Below are 20,086 nucleotides of genomic sequence, written 5' to 3' on the forward strand. Positions count from 1 at the left end.
CAGTAGAAATGATCTGCCACTGGAATGGACGGTTTATTTGACGAGCCTTTTCGTCTTACCGTAACCTAAATTCTGGTTAATCAACAGACCTGCATAACATGCAACATTTCACGGTGAAAGTAGGTTAATATCGCAGATTGTTGCATAGAATGCAACATTTTACGGTGTAGGGCAGGAAAATGGGCTAATTACGGGGATGATGTTGCATAAAATGCAACATTTTCCTCCAAGGGGGTACGAAGTAAGTGGAATGTTGCACAATATGCAACATTCTACTTACAGGCAGGAATAGGGGAGGAGCAGATGGCTCTCTATCGGACCGAAAATCGGTAGGAGCAGGCGGATACTCGCGTGAGCGACCCAGCCTGTCCCTACACACCGTCCGCGAACAAGCGATATTTGAGCGGTGTTACACCGGTCAATTTCTTGAAATCGCGGATATAGACGTTCACGTTCTCGAAGCCGACCTCGTAGGCGACCTCGGAGACGGAGGACATCGACTTCTTCAGCAGATGCTTCGACCGGTCAATGCGCAGCCGCATCAGGTACTCCTGCGTCGAGGTGCCGGTCATCCGTTTGAAGAGGCGGGAGAAGTAGCTCTCGTTGAAGCCCGCATGCCTCGCGACCTCGGCTACGCTGAAATCGCCGCGGCTCAGCTGCGCCTCCATGAAAAGGATCGCCGATTCAATCACCTGCTGGTGATATTCCGTCTTCCGCGCGCCTTCGCCGCGATTGCGATTCAAGGACAGCTCCGTCAGGATTCGCATAATAAGCACCGGAATCGCAAGATCGCTCTGATGATCGCCGGCCTCGACGTACCGCATGATTTTGTCAAAACAGCTATTAAACTCCGAAGAATGCTGCAGCGTGACCGGGGCCAAGCCGCTCGGGTTGATCGTATCGTAGAAGGCAGGCACGCCGCTGCCCTTAATATGCAGAAACCGATATTTCCATGCGCCGGAATCGCCGGTGTGATAATGATGATGGCCGAAACAGTTGATTAAGGCGACTTTGCCGCGGTCCAGCACAACCTTTTTGCCTTCATAGGTCAGGATTCCGCTGCCTTCATCGGTGAAGATGATTTGGTAGTTTTTCTGCTTCTCCCGTTCGGTATAGAACTTCTCGGCGAAATGAACATGTCCCACCGTACACAGCTGATACGGCAGCTTGCGCGAGACAGCGAGCGGGGTGAAGGGAAGGATAACAGGCTCCTCGATATTGTCAAAATAATACGACGTTCGCATGCCGCAGCTCCCCGTCCTTCTCTAAAGTCAAATAGCGTAGATAATTGGTAAAGAATCGTCGCTGACAGCGGTGTTGAAAGCGCTACAATTAAATTATACACACAGAAAGCCGCGCAGCAATCGAGGAATTGCTGTCAAGGTAAGGAGGAGTACGTTTGGCGGTCAATAGAACGGCGCGAAACCCGTTACGTCGTAAACTGCAAGCAAACCAGCCAACAACAGGGGTATGGATAACGCTTGAAAGTCCGTCTATCACCGAGGCGGCAATCATGATGGGCACGGACTGGATCTGCGTGGATATGGAGCATGGACATTTGGACTTGAAGGAAGTCATGGAGCATGTCAGAACGGTCCGGGGTTCAGACACAGCAGTGCTTGTTCGGGTACCGAGTATCGAACAAGGTATCGTGAAGCGGGTGCTCGATCTTGGCGCACATGGCGTGGTGCTTCCGCTTGTTCGAAGTCGAGAGGACCTGGAGGCGGGCATGAGCTACGGCCGTTATCCGACAGAGGGAGTGCGAGGCATCGGAGGCGAACGGTCCGTCAAATGGGGAATGGGGATGCAGGATTACTTGAAGGATGCGAACGAGGAAACGCTCATCATCCCGCTGATCGAAACGAAGGATGCAGTGGACGATATCGAGCAGATTTTACAGGTTCCGGGGCTTGAAGCCATCTTTTTCGGACCTGCGGATTTGTCGGCATCCTACGGATACTTAGGGGATTGGGAAGGACCCGGCATAGCTGAAATCATTCTGAATGTGCGAGCCGCTGCAGCCAAGCTTGGCATCGCTTCAGGCTTAATGAGCATGAACGCAGAGGATGCGAAGCTCAGGCAGGAGCAAGGCTTCAACATGGTGGGGCTTGGCTCCGACATCGGCCTCATGATCCGATCCATGGAAAGCGCGATGCGTGCAGTCGGGCGGGAGCCGAAGCCCCATCTGTGGTTCTAAAGGGAGAGCAAAACGGGCAATGAAGGGGCCAAGGTTAAAATGGTGCGACAATGGAACGTTTGTATGGTGGGCATGGGCTACTGGTCCGATGTTCATTTTCAAGCATGGGGCTCATTAAGCAATGTTCGCATTGCGGCAATCGCCGATCGCAATCCGCCGAAGCTGGCGAAGAAAGCGCAGATGTACAGGTTAACGGACGACCAGCTGTATACGTCCTTGCACGAAGCCGTCCAGCATCCGGATATCGATATTGTTGACGTTATCACACGTCCCGACACGCATCTAGAGATGGTGGAGATAGCGGCTCGAGCCGGCAAGCATGTGTTATGCCAGAAGCCTTTTGCCCCTACGATGGAGGAATGCCGCAGGATGGTTGCCATCTGCCAAGAGAACGGAGTGCGGCTCATGGTAGCCGAAGGCTGGCGCTGGCAGGGTCATTATCTCGCGATGAAGCGCGTGCTGGATAGCGGCGTTCTTGGTGAGGTCTCCTATGCCAAAATAAGCGCAAAATGGTTCTTCACTCCTCGCTTCGACGATCCCGCCAAGATGACGCAGCCTTACTTCCGCGATATGGAGCGACTGCTGCTGTATGAGATGGGACCGCATTACATCGACAGCTATAGGTCGTTGTTCGGAGAACCTGACGGCATTACCGCCGTCACGAAGCGGGTCAGCCCCCATATTAAAGGCGATGATCTGGCGATTGTCATCTTCCATCATACGGCAATGACCGGCATGCTTGAAGCTTCATGGGCTTCGCGGGAATTCCGGGACGGGAGCTATACGCTGCCGGGCGGCGAGAATTTAATGGAGTACGTAGTGATCGAGGGGAGCGAGGCCACGCTTCGCTTGAACGCAGACGGCGAAATGCTCCTGCTTCGAACGGATGGTACTGTGGAGCAGATTCCGCGACCGCAGGAAGCTTTTCAAGAGTCGCATAATCGGCTGCATCAGCATTTTATCGATGGCATTGAGAGCGGGCTGCCGTTTGTTACTTCTGGTGAGGAATATTTGAAGACGATGGAGATTATCGAGGCTGCCTATCAAGTCGGAAAGAAGGTCGAGCGCATTGGCTAAAACGAAGTATTTGTTCTTCTACGAGTGCAAGCGAGGGATGGAAGAGGAGTATGTCAGGCGCCATGAAGCCGTCTGGCCGGAGGTTATCGCAGCGCTGCGCGAGGCGGGCTTCAGTAATTTTATTACTTTTATGAAGGACAACAGGCTGTATGCGACGATTGAATCCGAAGATGCTTTTGCCCCGGCGTGGGCTCGGTTTCAGGCGAATCCAGATACAGTGAGATGGGAAGCGTATATGTCCGATGTGCTGGTGACGGATGTGACGACAGGCGGCATGGAAGTGCTGGATCGCATCGTATTCCATATGGAGTAGGAAGGAGGCGACGCGAGGTGGCGACCTTTCAGCTCGGACTCACGCGCGATTTCTTGAACAGCCGGGGAGAGCCGGCCTTCGGAACGGAGGGCATAGAGCGGATCTCACGGCAAAATCACATTCAACCGTCTTACTTCGACGAGCATCTGAACACAGTAACGGCGGAGCAATTGCAGCACTACGACGGTGTAATCAGCTTAACGCCTCGGTACACGGCAGAAGCCTTGTCTGCAGCCGCCGATCGCCTGATCGTCATTGCGCGATATGGTGTCGGCTATGACATGGTGGATGTGCAAGCTTGCACGGAGGCTGACATCGCAGTCACGATTACGCCTCAAGGCATTCGCAAGCCGGTGGCGTATGCCATCATGACGCATATGCTGGCGCTTGCTCATCGACTCCCCGTGAAGAGCAGGCTGATTGCGGAGAAACGATGGCAAGATCGGATTGATTATCCAGGCTACCGAATTACCGGCCAGACCCTTGGCTCCGTCGGATTCGGCAACATCGCCAAGGAATTGTTCCGTATGACGCGCGGCTTCGAGATGACCTCGATTGCATATGACCCCTACGCCGATCCGGCAGTGGCGGCCTCGTATGGCGTGGAACTTGTTGACCTGCAGACCTTATGTGAAAGTTCGGATTATCTGACGATCAATTGTTTCTTATCTAAGGAGACGTTCCACCTCATTTCATACGATCAGCTGCGGGCTATGAAGCGATCTGCTTTCCTGATTAATACGGCACGTGGCGGTATCGTGGATGAGCAAGCATTGGTGAGCGCGTTGCAAGAAGGCTGGATAAGCGGCGCCGGACTGGATGTATTCGAGGAAGAACCCTTCGTGAGCGACTCGCCGCTCCTACATATGGACAATGTGATTGTGACCCCGCACAGTCTTTGTTGGACAGAGGAGATGGTTGGAGGATTATGGGCGGATACCACGAATGCCATTATGGATGTCGCGAGCGGTTCAGCACCTGCCAATGTTGTGAACCGGGAAGTGCTTGCGCGCCCGGGATTCATAAGGAAGCTGGAACGATTCTCCACAATTGAGCGAGGATGAAAGGAGCGGTGTGTGCAGTGGCTATTCCGATTCGCCAACATCCTAGGAACAGCCGCGTGTTCGAGTTTCGCGGCAAACCGCTGGTTCTCGTATGCGCAACCGAGCATTACGGCGCGGTCATCAACCGTCCGTTCGACTTCGCCAAATATCTGGCCGACGCTCATGAGAAGCAGCAGACGCTCACGAGGTTATTCATGCTGTTTCGTGAGCAGCAAAGTCACTGCAATCCTTATTCCACCTGCAAGCCGGAATCGCCGGATTATATCGCCCCGTATCCTCGGGTAGGACCGGAGAAAGCTTTGGACTGGCAGCCAAAGTTTGATTTGGACGCCTGGAATCCGGAATTCTTCGACCGCTTGCATCGGTTTCTATCCCTCGCATCCGATTATGGCATCATCGTAGAGGTTGTCCTTCTCAGCAATACTTATGGTGAAAGCGTATGGAACCTCAACCCGCTCAATGCCGCGAACACGATTAGCGATATAGAGTCCATTCCATGGACCGATTACAATACGATGCGCGCTCCGAAGCTGTTTGAACGTCAGCTCGCGCATGTCCGCAAGATCGTAGAGGAAACGAACCGCTACGATAATATTTTCTACGAGATCTGCAATGAACCCGGCGGGAGTTTCCCTGGGAGCAGCGAGCACCCGACGCCGCAGGAGGTGAATGCTTGGCAGATGGCGATAGCCGAGGTGATCCGCGAGACGGAAGCTGGGCTGCCGAACAAGCATATGATCGCAGGGCAAGGGGCATTCATCTACGAGCCTTGGGAGCAATCGTCGGACTTGTCGTTTGGCGATTTCGTCATTGATATCGTCAATATGCATCCGCTGCCGAACACGACCTACGGGGGACGCGGCTACCATATGGGGGAGTTCATGTCGAAGCAGCTTCGGCTGCGCGAAGTACGGGACTATTGTTTGGCTACGCGGAACGAGAGCAAGCCGCTTAATCTGGATGAAGATAACGTTGCCAGTCAGTACAAGGATCCGGACGGTTGGACGATTCATCGCAAGCGCGCGTGGGCGACACTCATGAGCGGCTGCCATTATGACTATATCGATTTTTCCATTATTAATTACGTTGAAGCCGGAACGCCAGCTTCCCAGCGGCATATTAGAATTTGGATGAAGCATTTGTCTGCATATATACATGCTATCGATCTTGCTGAGGCGCGACCGTTGCCGGACTTCGTTCTTGGGGAGCCGAAACATTCGGTTACTTGCACGCTCGGCATCCCGGGCGAAGAGTATCACATCTACGTGGCAGATGAGAGGGAGCTTACGGAGGAGGGAGCCGGCTCGCCTCTTGTATCAGAGGAACTGATTGTTAATTTGCCTGATGGCAATTATCGTGTTCGCTGCTTCGACCCGGCAACAGGTCTCTATTCTCCATCTATTCGCATAAGCGGAGCGGCTGGAACCGTTATTCGGCTGCCGGATTTCCAGCATGATTTGACGATTCGGATCAACGTGGAGTAGTTGTAGGAGTGGGTTAATCTTAAGGGATGAAGGGACTGATCAAGGGAATGGCGAGCATCATCATGCAAAATCAAGTGACGGAATGGGCGTACCATTCGGGCACGGCGTATCCGGATCCTTTTAACGATATCGGCATGCAAGTCGTGATTGTATCACCGGATGGCAGGGAACGTGCGGTGCCGGGGTTCTGGGGCGGTGGGCAGACGTGGAAGTTTCGCTATTCCTCTGATCAAGTCGGCGTGCATCGGTATCGAACGGTTTGCTCGGACAGTACGAATATCAGTCTGCATGGGCAAGAGGGAACGATTGAGGTTACGGCCTATACGGGTGATAATCCGCTGTATCTGCATGGCAGTCCGCGGGCTGCTGCAAGTCGCAGCTATCTGGCGCATGGCGATGGCAAGCCGTTCTTCTGGCTCGGCGATACGTGGTGGATGTCCTTGACGGATCGGTTGAAGTGGCCGGAGGATTTCAAATGGCTGGCTCAAGATCGCATCGAAAAAGGTTTCACCGTCATCCAAGTCGTTGCCGGACTCTATCCCGACATGGGACCGTTCGATCCGCGCGGCAGCAATGAAGGCGGGCAGGCTTGGGAGGAAGGTTTTGCCCGCATCAATCCGGCCTTCTTCGACGCTGCTGATCCGAAGATTGAATGGATGGTGGAGTCCGGGCTGCTTCCATGTATCGTGGCGTGTTGGGGGTATTATTTTGATTTTGCCGGACGTGATGTGATTCAGAAGCAGTGGGAGTACTTGATCGCCCGATATGGTGCTTATCCGGTTGCTTGGTGCCTCTGTGGTGAGGCCGATATGCCGTATTATCAGTGGGATGCGTTCAAGAATCCGGATCAGAAACAGCTCTACGTGGAGCGGCTGCGCAAGGAATGGACGGCTATGGCGGCTTATGTCAAAGATACCGATCCGTTTGGCAGATTGCTCACCATCCACCCAACGCAATACGGGCACAACATGGTGGAGGATGCTGCTGTTCTGGATCTGGATATGCTGCAAACGGGGCATGGCGCCTATATCTCGCTTGAGCCGACGGTCCGCATGATTCAGGAGTCGGTTGCCAGGGAGCCGCGTACGCCGGTTATTAATTCCGAGGTATGCTACGAAGGCATCGGCGGCACCAGCTATCAAGATATTCAGCGTTTCACGTTCTGGACGTGCATGCTCGGCGGGGCATGTGGTCATGTGGTGGTCCTTCGAGCCGCAGCCGCAGTGGCTGAATGCGGAGACAGAGGACGTACCAGTGACGGCGAGGCCATACGCGGCAGGCATTCCGGGGCAGGTTCGCGTCATCTATGCGCCGTTCCTGCTCGCTTTCAGCGGTGTTGAAGTGCTCGGCATCGAGCAGGATGTCACTTATCGCGCGTTCATGTTCGACCCGGCTACAGGCGATGAACATGATTTTGGGCCGACGATTGTCCCAGATTCGGACGGCAAATGGAGCACCGGCGCGTTTAAAATCTTCCAAGACTGGGTGCTGGTCTTGGAACGAATCTAGCTGTTGAAGGGCTGCGCCTATCATCTGATTGGATGGATGATGGGGGCAGCCTTTCGCGTTCGTTCGTCGGCCGGTCGAGGAGCGGTACGAGGTACCGCACATTGGCGTGGAATGGTAGGGTTGGGCTGAAGAGAGGTACGGGATACTTGGCGTGGAATGGTGGGTTTGGGCTAAAGAGAGGTACGGGGTACCGTTCATTGGAGTGGAACAGTAGCTAATCTAGGCTTAATTGGGGCGAAACTCGTAGGAGTAAACAAGCGCTGCAGATTCTCGATAGACAAGTAACTCACTGGTTGGGGTACATCGCACCAAAATTCGGAGCAGCAATCAGCCGTCACTAATGCTTGATAGACAAGTAGCTAACCTAGAAGTCTACATTGGCGGGAATGCGGGGAAATGGGAGAAAGTAGCTAACCTAGAAGTCTACATTGGCGAGAATACGTGGAAATGGGAGAATGTAGCTAACCTAGAAGTCTACTTTGGCGGGAATGCGGGGAAATGGGAGAAAGTAGCTAACCTAGAAGTCTACATTGGCGAGAATACGTGGAAATGGGAGAATGTAGCTAATCTAGACGTCTACATGGCGGGAATGCGGGGAAATGGGAGAAAGTAGCTAACCTAGACGTCTACATTGGTGGGAATGCGGTGAAATGGGAGAAAGTAGCTAATCTAGATGTCTACATGGCGGGAATGCGGGGAAATGGGAGAAAGTAGCTAACCTAGACGTCTACATTCGGGGGAGCTCGTATAGAGTGGCAACTGATTCCGCTCCTGAATCAGCGCGAGACTGCTAGGAGTCGGGAATTCGACTCCCAGCAGCAATGCCTTAACCCAGTCAAGTCCGCGTCGGCTTACGCCACTCGCTCGGCGACACGCCGAATTGTTTCTTGAAGGTCCGGCTGAAGTAATGAATACTCTGAAAACCGCATGCCTGTGAGACATGCTGCACGGTCATATCCGAATGCAGCAGATACTGGGAAGCGGCCGCGAGCCGGAGCTCGTTTAAGTAACTGAATGGTGTCTTTCCGGTATGCTGCCGGAATAGGCGCACGAGATACGAGGGATTGTAGTGGGTATAATCGGCGATGGTCTGCAGCGAAATCGATTGGGGGAAAACCGATTCCAAGAAACGCAGCACCTCCGTGACGAGTACCTCACCGGAAGAGTAGCTGGGAGACTGCGGCGTCAATGCCGTGATATTAGGGATGAACACAAGCAGTTTGTGTAGATCCGACAAGAGCGCTTCTTGAAAAATAGCCGGGGCAAGCGAGGTTTCAGCCATCATCAGCATCCGGACTGCCTCAAAAGCAGCACGCATCGCCGGATAAGGCGCACTACTCCAACTAATGTCCGATTGCATGCTGTTCCAGCGATATATTAGATCAACGCTCGGCAGTGCAGCGGCATCCTCATCATGGAATTCAACAAACCAATAACATAGTCGATGCGATCGCTGAACAAGCTGATGCGGCGTATTCGGCAAAATCACAAATAAAGCCGTTCCATCAGCATGATACGTCATCCCTGACCATTCCAAATCAGCCTCACCCTCTGTAATGCAGAGCAGCTCACCGTACGGATGAACGCCTCCGGCGCGGCTGCCAACAGCTCCTTCCACTTCAGCTAAGCCATGTTTTCGGATCCTCACCATATCCCCCCTCTCTCAACATGTCAATGATGTGCAAATCATATCATGCACCACAATGCCCGTAAACGGTTGAATTGCATTGCATTACCTTCACCATCACTATGAAGTGCAAAGACATCCGGCTTGTAAGCGCTTATCCTAAGAAGTAGCAGGACCAGTCAAATAGGGCTAGTCCAAAAGGAGATGAAGCACATGAAAGCGATCCAGATTACAGGCGTTGACCAGTATGAATCCATTGAAGTGCCGGTTCCCGAAATCAAGGATGATCAACTGCTAGTTCGTATCCATCTTGTTGCAACCTGTCCGCGTTGGGATCTGCATATGATGGGCGGTAAGGATATGTTCATCCAGAATCGCCAGCCGGATTATCCGCTGCCCCCGGGCTTCCCTGGACATGAAGCGGTTGGTGTTGTGGAGGCAGTCGGCGCGAGCGTTCAGGGCTTCGTTCCCGGCGATCGCGTAGTGGCGCTGGAGCATGTATCACCTGGCTTTGGTGCGTATGCAGAATACATGGCTTACCGGGAGAACGACTTGTTGAAGCTTCCGGACCACATTTCGGATAAGCGCGCCGTTTCGTCGGAGCTGCTCAAATGCGTCATGTATGGACTAGATCAGTTTGATGATATGCAAGGCAAGTCGATGTTAGTTGCAGGACTTGGTCCTGCGGGTATTCTGGCGATGCAACTCGCTTCACATTGGGGCGCAAAGGTGACGGCAATCGATGTGAATAGAGAGCGCGTTGATTTCGTAAATGGGCTATCCCTGGGCGGCGAGGCGGTACATGCCGATGATCTCGGAGATCGTAGATTCGATCTTGGATACGATTGCGTAGGCTATTCAGCATCTGTGCAGAACGTGCTTGATCGCACTGAGGAACATGTCATCATATTCGGCGTACTGAAGGGCAATATTACGTACCCGGAATCGTATTGGTACAAAGGAACAAAGCTGGAATCGTACCGCTATCACCCCGTTACGAAGCGGGACCGGCACCTGCTGCTGGATGCACTAAGCAATCCGGCCTTCAACACGGAATGTCTGCAAACGGTGGAGCTCTCTTTTAGGGAATACAAGCGCGGCGTCGAGCTTCTTAGAACGCAGCAAGCAATCAAGATTTGCTTCAACCTGCAGGAGGGTTTCTAATATGAAAGCATTGGCAGTCGTCTTCGAAACAAAAGAAGTGGTGAGCGTTCGGACCGTAGAAGTACCTGAACCTACTGATCGTGATGTCGTTATTGAGCTCGAATATTCCTGGATCAGCATCGGAACCGAATCGTCATTCTTCCGAGGGGAGCGTATTTCAGGCGAGGTTCCATATACGGATGGGGGGCCTTGGCCCTTCCCTCATGTACCCGGTTATCAGAAGGTTGGGCGTGTTATTTCAGCCGGAGCAGCAGTGACGCATGTAAAAGCAGGGGATCGCGTATTCGCATCGGTCAGCAAAGTAGATGGCATGTACTTTGATTTTGGCGGTCACATCAATCCTTCCGTTACAGACGGCTCCCAAGTGTGGAAGCTATCGGAGGAGGGGCCGGAGCCGCTGGCATACTCCGGCACGGTGCTGACGCAAGTCGGCTATAACTGCGGCATGCGGCCGCCGGTTGCGGCGGGAGACATTGCGGTTGTAATCGGCGACGGGCTCGTTGGCCAATGGGCAGCGCAGACGCTGGCTCATCGAGGAGCGCAGGTGTATCTGCTCGGACATCGGGAAGAGAGGCTGAAGCTTGCCGTTGCAGGCGGCTATGCTACTCCGATCAATGGCCATATCAGCGATCCCGCGCAAGTGTTGGAGAGTGAGAACAAGCAGCTCGCCATTGTGATTGACACGGTGGGCAGCCTCGACACATTCCGCAAGCTGCAGCCGCATATGAAACACGACAGCCACCTCGTTTCGGCAGGCTACCTGGGCGAAGCGGGAATGATCGATATTCAGAAGCTTCGTGAGCAGGAGATCACGCTGCATACCCCATCTGGCTGGTCGGCAGATCGAATGGCAGCTACGATAGCAGCCATCCAAGAAGGTTGGCTGACGACCGAACAGCTGATCACGCATCGGTTTCCTGCAGAAGATGCTGCCGAAGCATGGGAGCTGATAACTGCCCCGAAAAGCCCATGCTTAGGGGTCATTTTGGATTGGCGGCAAGTATAAAATGTCATTCAAGAGCCATCTCAAAAGTGTGAAGGACAACTTTTGAGATGGCTCTTATTTATGCTCAACCCGTGGGGAAGTGGTTGGTGGCGAGGAAATGGGCGAAGTAGCATCAAGAGAGGTAGCAGGTACCGCACATGTGCGGGAAACTGGCAAAGTGCGACCTTTAGGACAACAAATAATTGGTTAGTTAGTGAATGAATAGAAAGAGCGGCTCTGAGAGCAACTCTCGAGCGGAAAACCTGTGGGGGTGGAGCAAGAGTAGCTCCCAGGACAACACATCAGCAGTTAGTAAGCGAATCTAGCACATGTGTAGCTGCCAGAGCAACACATCACCGTCATGCCACCGAATCTAGCGAAAGAGTAGTCCCCAGGACAACACATCAGTAGTAAGTAAGCAAATCCAGCAAATGTGTAGCTGCCAGAGCAACACATCAGCCTAAAGTAGGCGAATCTAGCACATGTGTAGCTCCCAGAGCAACACATCACCGTCAAGCCACCGAATCTAGCAAAATAGGAGCCCTCATTGCATCACATCAGCGGCGAATTAACGGACAAACAGCCGGCCGCTCCTCGCTGTTTGTCCCCTAATTTAGATCTTGCAAACGCTGTCATTTTGACCTATACTGAGTCCATAATCAACTCGAAACGTTTCGATAGAGGATGTGCAAGTGGTGACCACCATTAAAGACCTGGCTAAAGCAACCGGATTGTCGGTTACGACTGTATCAAGAGCGCTTAACGGATACAGCGACGTCAATGAGGAAACGCGCAAGAAAATCAAGCAGGCAGCCGAAGAAATGAATTATCGACCAAGCGCTGCTGCCAGAAGTCTGGTGATGAAGAAATCAAGAACGATCGGCGTCATCATCTCGGATATTAACCGGGCAGGCGTCAAGGATGCGCTCGCCTATGAGATCTTGTGCGGCATCAATGACTGCTCGACGATGCTCGATTACGATATTCTGCTATTCAGCACAAGCTCCAAGAAACAGCTGAAGAAATCCTATTCGGATCTATGCAGGGAGCGCGGCGTGGACGGCGCGATTGTGTTCGGCTTACGGGTGAATGATCCGTATTTGGAGGAGATTGTAAGCAAAGCCGATTACCCGTGCGTGCTGATCGACATTCCGGTCGAAAGCAAGAACGCAGGCCATGTTACAACGGACAATGTGTACGGAGCAACGCTAGCGGTCAATCATCTGCTGGAGCTTGGGCATCGCAAGATCGCGATGATCAACGGCCATAACGAAGCAGCGGTCAGTATCCGAAGGCTGGAGGGCTACAAGCAAGCATTGGAGAAAGCCGGAATTCCTTACGATCCGGAACTCGTCTTCGACGGCAACTTCTCAGAAGACGGCGGCTGCGAGGCGATGCACCGCATCTTGCTTAATCATCCCGAAGTAACGGCGGTGTTCTCGGCGAGTGACTTAATGGTACTCGGCGCGCTCCGCGCAATGGAGATGCTGAAGCGGCAAGTCCCCCAATCGCTGTCGATCGTCGGCTATGACGACATCCCGGTAGCAGCCTACTGCTCGCCGAAGCTGACAACAATCCGTCAAGATAAATACGAGATGGGTTACCAGGCAGCGCAGCTCGTCATCGATATGATGGAGAACCGCCAAATGGACCGCAAGATCGTATTGCAAAATGAATTAATTATTCGAGAGAGCACGAGAGCGATACCTTAGGAAGCTGGCAGTAGTGAGCAAATTGAGGAGAGCAGCAGCGCTCTTTTTCAGACGGGCTTCCGAAACGTTTCGGAAAACCGAAAATAAGTTTAATTCCAAACGATCTTGGAGGTGAACGACGAGTATGAACACAAAGAAAAGATGGTGGACCCGGTCCAGACGTGAAGCGCTGGATGGTTACGTGTTTATGAGTCCTGCGATACTCGGCCTGTTATTCTTCATGCTGGGACCAATCGCGGCGTCTGCCTATTTCAGCTTTACGGACTACGATATACTGAGCACGCCGAGATGGGTCGGGCTGGACAATTACATCGAATTGTTCAAGGACTCCCTGTTCTGGCAATCGCTTAAGGTAACGATGATCTACTCCGTCGTGAGCGTACCGCTCGGACTGGTCGTTTCCTTGGCGCTGGCACTGCTGCTCAACAAGAATATTAAGGGCATCTTCTTCTTCCGAACGATCTTTTACTTGCCTGCGGTCATGTCGGGGGTTGCGGTTGCATTGCTGTGGAAGTGGATCTTCAATCCGGATTTCGGGCTCATCAACTGGGCGATCAGCTTAATCGGCTTCGAAGGACCGAAATGGTTCATCGATGAACAGTGGGCACTGCCGCCGATCATTATTATGGGACTATGGGGTGTTGGCGGAAGCATGCTGGTCTATCTGGCCGGCCTGCAAGGCATTCCAACGGATCTCTACGAGGCCGCGGAGATTGACGGAGCGAATAAACGCAAGCAATTTCGGCATATTACGCTTCCTATGCTCTCGCCGGTTATTTTCTTCAATTTGATTACCGGCATTATCGGAGCGCTTCAAGTATTCACGGAAGGCTTCATCATGACGGCAGGCGGACCGAACAACGCAACTCTGTTCAGCGTGCTGTACTTATATCGTAATGCTTTTGACTATTTGCAAATGGGTTATGCGTCTGCACTGGCTTGGGTGCTCTTCCTCATCATTCTGGCGTTCACGTTAATCATCTTCAAATCATCGCCGATGTGGGTCTTCTACGAAGGGAACAGGAGGTCGGGAAAATAATGAACACGATCACACAAACAGATGCGCCTGTCCGTAGAAAGCTCTCTCGCAGTCAATCAGAGCTCATGTCCAAACTATTCAGCTATCTGCTGCTCTGCATCGGCTCCATCATTATTCTGATTCCATTCGCATGGATGCTGTCTACTTCGTTGAAGCTCAAAGCGGATGTCTACATCTTCCCGCCGCAGTGGATCCCGCAGCCGATGCAATGGCATAACTACGTGGAAGCTTTTACAACCTTTCCGTTTGGCTTATATACGAAGAACTCGCTCTTCATTGTCGTATTCGTCATGATTGGAACGCTGTTCTCTTGCTCCTTCGCCGCGTATGGCTTCTCAAGGCTGAATGCGCCTGGACGCAATTTTATCTTCCTCGTGCTGCTGGCAACAATGATGCTGCCGAGCGCCGTAACGATGGTGCCGATTTATCTGTTCTTCAACAAGCTGGGCTGGGTGGACACCTTCCTGCCGCTCATCATTCCCGCTTGGTTTGGAAGCGCATTCTTCATCTTCATGATGCGGCAGTTCTTCATGGGCATCCCCTACGAGCTCGAGGATTCGGCGCGGATCGACGGGTGCAACACGTATGGCATATGGGCGCGGATCATGGTTCCGCTCAGCAAGCCGGTGCTTGTTACGGTAGGCGTGTTCACGTTCATGGGAACTTGGAATGATTTTATGGGACCGCTCATTTATTTGACGGATGAGAATAAGCGTACTTTGGCGCTGGGGCTGTCCTACTTCCAAGGCTCTGCAAGAAGCGCACCTGATCTTCATCTCCTGATGGCCGCGTCGCTTTATGCGATCGCGCCATGTGTCATTCTGTACTTCCTATGCCAGAAGATTTTCGTCAAGGGCATGGTATTTACCGGCGTTAAAGGTTGACAACCATAACGTAAAACAGAGAAAAGAGGGATCTGTATGTTTCGCAAACGTAAGCTGGCTCTAGTAATGACGCTCGTCATGGCACTGTCCACGGTCTTGTATGGCTGCGGCGGGAATGACAACGGCAACACAGGCAGCAAGGATGAGAAGGTTGAACTCAATTTCATCCGTTGGTCGAACGGCCCCGCTTTAGATGATGAAGAGAAAGATAAAGTGAAACGCTTTAACGATACGCACCCGAACATTCAAGTGAAAATGACGCTCCTGCCATGGGACGAAACGTTCAAGAAAATCGAGATGTCCCTTGCATCGAACTCGCCTGTAGACTTGTTCTACTGGGATGTGCCTGCCTATGCATGGTACAAAAAAGGACTTATGAAAAATCTTCAGCCTTACTTCGACCGCGATCTGAAGATGGCCGACTACGACGAGAAGCTGTTCGAGCCGTTCAAATTTGATGGCAGCAACATGTACGTTGCACCGGAAAACTATCAAACACTCGTCATGTACTATAACAAAGACCTGTTCGACAAAGCGAATGTCGCGTACCCGAACGAGAACTGGAACTGGGATGATTACCTAGCTGCAGCTCAGAAGCTGACAATCAAAGAAGGCGACAAAACCGTACAGTTCGGCACGAGCATGTCCCTCGGCGCATGGTGGGGCTGGATGGCGCTGAGCCAAGAGCAAGGCGGTGCATTGGCACCGAACATTCACGATCCGGAGAAGCTGACGTTTAATACGCCGGAGACGAAGAATGCGCTGCAATACTTGCAGGATCTGATCTACAAGCATCATGTTGCACCGGATGCGGCACAATCGAGCGCCCTTGGCGGCGACTTCTTGACAGGCAAAATTGCCATGTATGTTGGCGGTGACTGGGATCTTGGTAATCTCAAAGAGAAGAAGGATCTGCACTGGGATATGGCGCCAATGCCGAAGTGGGAAGACAAACGTGTCGTTCCATACTGGATGGGCGGTTATGCGATGACGGAGAAGTCGAAGCACCCGGATCAAGCGTGGGAGTTCATTAAATGGACGATGACCGAGAACCAAGAAACGCTGGCGAAGCAGCAATCGTGGATTCCGATCAACAAAACAGCACTCTCGAAGGTGGAAACACCGGCATGGGCGCCGGAAGGCTACCAAACGGCTCGCTTCGACTGGATGAAATACGGCAACATCGGCGATATCTATCACCTCAGATGGCGTGAAGCGCAAGATAAAGCAATTACGCCGCTGGTTGATCAAATTTTTGCAAACAAGATAACAGTGGACGAAGCGCTGAAGAAAATGGATGAGCAAGTGAACGAAATTATTTCGAAGAAATAGGGAAGAGGAGGCTGTGCTTTAAAGTAGAATTTCTACTTTAAGGTGCGGCCTTTTGCTTGCTGCAAAATCGTGATAGCTATTGAGTATCCAGTGACTTGAACAGGAGAGTGCGGACGATTGAATAGAGTAGAGGATGTCATTAGCGGGACGGATTTCGCGGTTTATGTGAATGGGCTGAGAATAGATGAGCAAACGGAAGGTCTTCGATCAGTAGGGACAGAAGAGAGAGCGGCGGCAGAAGGTGCGCTGCATAACGTGTCTATCTATGAGTATGGCGGTACGCTGGATTTGGTCATAGAAAGTCATGTGTTGGCGTATGAGGAAACTTCGCTGGTAGAGCGCTGGGTATCGGTGCGTAATGAAGGAACGGAGTCCGTGACCATTGAACGAGTAGATTCCTTCAGATTGCAGCTCCCCGAGGATTCGTGGACGCTAATGCACTACAAGAGCGAGTGGGGAGCGGAGTTCGAACCGGTTCAATTGAAACTGGCGGATGAGGATGTGATTCTGCAAACAAAGCAAGGACGCTCGTCGAAGGACATGCATCCTTGGATGACGCTCTTCGGAAGTGAAGGCGACCTGCTAACGATATCGCCGATGTGGTCGGGCAATTGGATATTGCGCTGTGAACGAGCCGGGGAAAGTGGAAGAAGTGCACGAGGCGAGGGCAAAGAAGGCGGCAGTCGTTTCGAAGTGAGCGGGGGGCTGAATGATTGGGAATTCTCTAAAGTGCTGCAGCCGGGGAAATCCATGGAGGGCATTCATGTGGCCATTGCTCCGGGAAGCGGCGGCGAGCTTAATAGCACGTCAATCCAATTTGCTCGAGTGGGACGCAAGCATTGGTATGTGAGCAATGAATTCTCCCGTTCTCTGCCGGCAGAATGGAATCATTGGTGGAGCTACGAGGACAAGACGATTAACGAGGATGTTTTCCGAGCCAATGCGGCCGAAGCGGCGAAGCTCGGCATTGAAATTTGTACGCTCGATGCCGGTTGGTTCGGACCATCCGAAGCGGCTTCAGAATGGTTCGAGAACCGCGGCGACTGGGAAATGGTGAATACGACGCGTTTTCCAAGTGGCATTCGAGCGTTGTCGGATTACGTGCACGAGCTTGGGATGAAGTTTGGACTGTGGTGCGAGATCGAAGCGCTGGGCAAATCCGCTGATTTATCGAAGCGGCATCCATCCTTCCCTGCACGCAGAGATGGGGAGCAGCTTGGTTACCTCTGTTTTGGAAATCCGGAAGTAGAGGAGTGGGCTTTCCGTACATTGGATGGCTTGATTGAGGGCTACAACTGTCAGTGGATCAAACTGGACTTTAACTTGGATCCGCAAGCAGGCTGTAATTGCACCGATCACGGACACGGTGCCGGAGATGGACTTTTCGAGCATTACAAGGGTTACTATCGGATGCTCGATCGTGTTCGTGCTAAACATCCTGAAGTGATTTTGGAAAACTGCTCCTCCGGCGGACTTCGTATTGATCTTGGGATGATGAGTCATACCCATACAACCTTCTTAAGCGATCCGGATTGGCCGGAGCATAGTCTGCAAGTTTTCTGGGGAGCAACGACGATGCTGGCGGCGGATGTCTGCTTGCACTGGAGCTATTCCGAGTTTCTATGGAACTATGAGAAACAGCAATTTCATCCGAATTCACCCGATCTCAAGCCCTATCAATTCGACTATTACACCCGAGTAGCGATGCTTCGCGGCTTCGGCATTTCACAGAAGCTGCCGCAGATGCCGGAGTGGATGCGTGAACGGCTTGCTCATCACATTGATGTCTATCAACAAACGGTGAAGCCTTTTGTCCGCTCGGCTGATTTGTATCGGTTGACCGGACAGCCGGTGAGAGGCGGCCTTGGCGATTGCTGGTCTTCTTTTCAATACAGCAGGCGAAGCGGTGAGGAACATCTGCTGTTCGTGTTCCGTCTGCCCGGCGCGGAAGCGACTCGTTCGATTCGCATGCAGGGACTGGACGCGGCAGCGGCCTATCAATTGACGTACCTATCCAGCGAGAATCAAAAGGAACCGGTAGTGCATACAGGGGAGCAGTTGATGACGGAGGGCATTGTTTTCAGCGGACTGGAGATTGAAGAATCGGCATTATTGACCCTTCATAGACTGACGGTTGTGTAATATCGGAATCAGACTAATTTCCCATATTTTCCTTCTTTGCTTTATTACATCCATTCCACTTTGCTATAATGGATATAGGTAAGCCAAGAGGCAGGTAGAAGGGAGTCAAAAGGACATGCACCGATTGATAATAAGATTGGCCCTCGTCACTTTGATTCTGTTCGTGGGACTTGGTTCGGATTTTCGAGAATATAAAGTCGTCCAAGCGGCATCGAATAGCACGACACTTCAAGAGCTTAAAGCAGAAATCCTGCAGCAGCTGCTCGAGCAGAAGCCGGAAATCTCCATATCCTATGATGGGAATCGCACAGAGTTGTCCGAGCAATTCCCGAGGCTTATACGCGATACCTTCGCGACAGACGATTATATTGCGTATATTGTGGACTCGTATCTCTATACGATTCGCACTTGGGGCACGGCCGCCAAGATTAAGCTGACTATTACCTATCGGGAGACAGCAGAGCAAACAAGACGTGTGGATCAATTAATTGCTCAAGCATTGCCTTCGGTTGTCGTGGATAAAATGGATCCGCTCGAGAAGGTGGCCTACATTCATGATTGGATTGTGAAGCATGTGGCTTACGATACAACGCTGCAGCGTTACACGGCGATGGATGCGCTTGAAACGGGTACGGCCGTCTGTCAAGGGTACTCCCTGCTGGCCTACCGTATGCTGTCGCATGCAGGTGTGGAGTCGAGAATCGTGGAAGGCAAGGTTGATTCCGGAAGCCATCTCTGGAATTTGGTGCGCCTGAATAACGGCTGGCATCACATGGACGTGACTTGGGATGATCCGCTTCCGGATCGGCCCGGTGAAGTCAGTCGTACGTATTTCTTGAAAAATGATCGCTTCATGAAGCAGGATCACAGCTGGGATAAAGCGTATCCGATGACGCGATAGCGGGTTCACATGGTATGAAAAGGAGCTAAGCATCTGAAAGTGCTTAGCTCCTTTTTTGTTGTGGCATCCATCGCGGCCTCTTGGTGCGGACCGCGGGCCGCATCAAGAGGCCGTGGGCAACAGACAGGTGCTAGATTCGTGCGCGTTGGGGACAGATTGGCGCTAGATTGGCGCTACTCTATGGCCGCACTTGCACCTCTACTGAGAAATGTTGCATTATATGCAACATAATCAGAGTTTCGGCATTTGATTGGTCGATATGTTGCACTTTATGCAACATTATCGTCTCGATATCTCGGTTTGGGCTTCAACTTCGGGAGAATGTTGCATTTAATGCAACATAATCGGAGTTTCGGGATTAAGTTGGTCGAAATGCTGCACTTTATGCAACATTATCGTTTCCAGATCACGATATGGGCGTCATCTCCTGCGATATCTGTTGCATTATCTGCAACATAAGCGGCGACACCAGCACCGATACCGACCAGCCGGCATCGGCATCGAAACCAACCCCGAAACCAACCCCGAAACCAACCCCGAAACCAACCCCGAAACCAACCCCGAAACCAACCCCGAAACCAACCCCGAAACCAACCCCGAAACCAACCCCGAAACCAACCCCGAAACCAACCCCGAAACCAACCCCGAAACCAACC

19 protein-coding genes are annotated in these 20,086 nt (G+C 52.2%); 16 read left to right on the plus strand and 3 right to left on the minus strand.

Annotated features, from left to right (window positions below):
* Positions 1–371: 371 nt before the first annotated feature.
* Positions 372–1,244, minus strand: coding sequence for a helix-turn-helix domain-containing protein (locus tag BLW29_RS30725; protein ID WP_090986885.1), 873 nt, complete (start codon positions 1,242–1,244; stop codon positions 372–374).
* 155 nt (positions 1,245–1,399) lie between these two features.
* On the opposite strand from BLW29_RS30725, the gene BLW29_RS30730 reads away from it, so the two are divergent.
* From BLW29_RS30730 to BLW29_RS30760, 8 genes are all read left to right on the plus strand, one after another.
* Positions 1,400–2,197: an HpcH/HpaI aldolase family protein gene (locus BLW29_RS30730; protein ID WP_090986887.1), complete on the plus strand. Its 798-nt coding sequence runs from the start codon at positions 1,400–1,402 to the stop codon at positions 2,195–2,197.
* A 39-nt stretch (positions 2,198–2,236) separates the two neighbouring features.
* On the plus strand, positions 2,237–3,274 hold the full coding sequence (locus BLW29_RS30735) for a Gfo/Idh/MocA family protein (protein WP_090986889.1): 1,038 nt from the start codon (positions 2,237–2,239) through the stop codon (positions 3,272–3,274).
* Positions 3,267–3,587: an L-rhamnose mutarotase gene (locus tag BLW29_RS30740; RefSeq protein WP_090986890.1), complete on the plus strand. Its 321-nt coding sequence runs from the start codon at positions 3,267–3,269 to the stop codon at positions 3,585–3,587. The genes BLW29_RS30735 and BLW29_RS30740 overlap by 8 nt, the downstream gene beginning before the upstream one ends.
* Positions 3,588–3,604: 17 nt before the next feature.
* Complete coding sequence (locus BLW29_RS30745) at positions 3,605–4,651, plus strand: NAD(P)-dependent oxidoreductase (protein WP_177186874.1); 1,047 nt, start codon at positions 3,605–3,607, stop codon at positions 4,649–4,651.
* Between the two features lie 17 nt (positions 4,652–4,668).
* Positions 4,669–6,135, plus strand: a complete 1,467-nt coding sequence (locus BLW29_RS30750; protein WP_090986894.1) for a cellulase family glycosylhydrolase — start codon at positions 4,669–4,671, stop codon at positions 6,133–6,135.
* Between the two features lie 26 nt (positions 6,136–6,161).
* Positions 6,162–7,475 (plus strand): DUF5060 domain-containing protein, encoded by a 1,314-nt coding sequence (locus tag BLW29_RS30755; protein WP_090986896.1) that lies wholly within the window; start codon positions 6,162–6,164, stop codon positions 7,473–7,475.
* On the plus strand, positions 7,390–7,644 hold the full coding sequence (locus BLW29_RS31270) for a hypothetical protein (protein WP_143044485.1): 255 nt from the start codon (positions 7,390–7,392) through the stop codon (positions 7,642–7,644). The genes BLW29_RS30755 and BLW29_RS31270 overlap by 86 nt, the downstream gene beginning before the upstream one ends.
* 340 nt (positions 7,645–7,984) lie before the next feature.
* Positions 7,985–8,257: a hypothetical protein gene (locus tag BLW29_RS30760; RefSeq protein WP_090986898.1), complete on the plus strand. Its 273-nt coding sequence runs from the start codon at positions 7,985–7,987 to the stop codon at positions 8,255–8,257.
* 222 nt (positions 8,258–8,479) lie between these two features.
* Here the strand turns inward: BLW29_RS30760 and BLW29_RS30765 are convergent, their stop codons facing one another.
* The gene (locus BLW29_RS30765; RefSeq protein ID WP_090986900.1) at positions 8,480–9,295 is read right to left on the minus strand and encodes a helix-turn-helix transcriptional regulator; all 816 of its coding nucleotides are present in this window, start codon (positions 9,293–9,295) and stop codon (positions 8,480–8,482) included.
* Between the two features lie 189 nt (positions 9,296–9,484).
* On the opposite strand from BLW29_RS30765, the gene BLW29_RS30770 reads away from it, so the two are divergent.
* The 8 genes from BLW29_RS30770 to BLW29_RS30805 all read left to right on the plus strand — a co-directional run bounded on the left by BLW29_RS30770 (position 9,485) and on the right by BLW29_RS30805 (position 19,430).
* Positions 9,485–10,435: a zinc-dependent alcohol dehydrogenase gene (locus BLW29_RS30770; protein ID WP_177186875.1), complete on the plus strand. Its 951-nt coding sequence runs from the start codon at positions 9,485–9,487 to the stop codon at positions 10,433–10,435.
* A 1-nt stretch (position 10,436) separates the two neighbouring features.
* The gene (locus tag BLW29_RS30775; RefSeq protein WP_090986904.1) at positions 10,437–11,441 is read left to right on the plus strand and encodes a zinc-binding dehydrogenase; all 1,005 of its coding nucleotides are present in this window, start codon (positions 10,437–10,439) and stop codon (positions 11,439–11,441) included.
* Between the two features lie 674 nt (positions 11,442–12,115).
* Entirely contained in the window at positions 12,116–13,132 is a 1,017-nt protein-coding gene (locus tag BLW29_RS30780; protein ID WP_090986917.1) for a LacI family DNA-binding transcriptional regulator, read from the plus strand.
* Positions 13,133–13,256: 124 nt separating this feature from the next.
* Positions 13,257–14,171, plus strand: coding sequence for a carbohydrate ABC transporter permease (locus tag BLW29_RS30785; protein ID WP_090986906.1), 915 nt, complete (start codon positions 13,257–13,259; stop codon positions 14,169–14,171).
* Positions 14,171–15,055: a carbohydrate ABC transporter permease gene (locus tag BLW29_RS30790; RefSeq protein ID WP_090986908.1), complete on the plus strand. Its 885-nt coding sequence runs from the start codon at positions 14,171–14,173 to the stop codon at positions 15,053–15,055. Before BLW29_RS30785 ends, BLW29_RS30790 begins: the two co-directional genes overlap by 1 nt.
* Positions 15,056–15,091: 36 nt before the next feature.
* Positions 15,092–16,387: an ABC transporter substrate-binding protein gene (locus BLW29_RS30795; protein ID WP_090986909.1), complete on the plus strand. Its 1,296-nt coding sequence runs from the start codon at positions 15,092–15,094 to the stop codon at positions 16,385–16,387.
* A gap of 117 nt (positions 16,388–16,504) precedes the next feature.
* Positions 16,505–18,529, plus strand: a complete 2,025-nt coding sequence (locus BLW29_RS30800; protein WP_090986911.1) for an alpha-galactosidase — start codon at positions 16,505–16,507, stop codon at positions 18,527–18,529.
* Positions 18,530–18,644: 115 nt separating this feature from the next.
* Positions 18,645–19,430, plus strand: a complete 786-nt coding sequence (locus BLW29_RS30805; protein WP_090986913.1) for a transglutaminase domain-containing protein — start codon at positions 18,645–18,647, stop codon at positions 19,428–19,430.
* A 406-nt stretch (positions 19,431–19,836) separates the two neighbouring features.
* Here the strand turns inward: BLW29_RS30805 and BLW29_RS31600 are convergent.
* A partial coding sequence (locus BLW29_RS31600; protein WP_090986915.1) for a hypothetical protein occupies positions 19,837–20,086 on the minus strand: 250 nt, incomplete at its 5' end.

It is taken from the genome of Paenibacillus sp. CF384 (assembly GCF_900106745.1).
GTDB lineage: Bacteria > Bacillota > Bacilli > Paenibacillales > Paenibacillaceae > Paenibacillus_Z.

What these genes read in the sequence shown, in the direction of transcription:
- BLW29_RS30725 (WP_090986885.1), bottom strand. Translation starts at nt 1,244, where the DNA reads ATGCGAACGTCGTATTATTTTGACAATATCGAGGAGCCTGTTATCCTT.
- BLW29_RS30735 (WP_090986889.1), top strand. Translation starts at nt 2,237, where the DNA reads ATGGTGCGACAATGGAACGTTTGTATGGTGGGCATGGGCTACTGGTCC.
- BLW29_RS30755 (WP_090986896.1), top strand. Translation starts at nt 6,162, where the DNA reads ATGAAGGGACTGATCAAGGGAATGGCGAGCATCATCATGCAAAATCAA.
- BLW29_RS30760 (WP_090986898.1), top strand. Translation starts at nt 7,985, where the DNA reads ATGCTTGATAGACAAGTAGCTAACCTAGAAGTCTACATTGGCGGGAAT.
- BLW29_RS30765 (WP_090986900.1), bottom strand. Translation starts at nt 9,295, where the DNA reads ATGGTGAGGATCCGAAAACATGGCTTAGCTGAAGTGGAAGGAGCTGTT.
- BLW29_RS30770 (WP_177186875.1), top strand. Translation starts at nt 9,485, where the DNA reads ATGAAAGCGATCCAGATTACAGGCGTTGACCAGTATGAATCCATTGAA.
- BLW29_RS30775 (WP_090986904.1), top strand. Translation starts at nt 10,437, where the DNA reads ATGAAAGCATTGGCAGTCGTCTTCGAAACAAAAGAAGTGGTGAGCGTT.
- BLW29_RS30785 (WP_090986906.1), top strand. Translation starts at nt 13,257, where the DNA reads ATGAACACAAAGAAAAGATGGTGGACCCGGTCCAGACGTGAAGCGCTG.
- BLW29_RS30790 (WP_090986908.1), top strand. Translation starts at nt 14,171, where the DNA reads ATGAACACGATCACACAAACAGATGCGCCTGTCCGTAGAAAGCTCTCT.
- BLW29_RS30795 (WP_090986909.1), top strand. Translation starts at nt 15,092, where the DNA reads ATGTTTCGCAAACGTAAGCTGGCTCTAGTAATGACGCTCGTCATGGCA.
- BLW29_RS30805 (WP_090986913.1), top strand. Translation starts at nt 18,645, where the DNA reads ATGCACCGATTGATAATAAGATTGGCCCTCGTCACTTTGATTCTGTTC.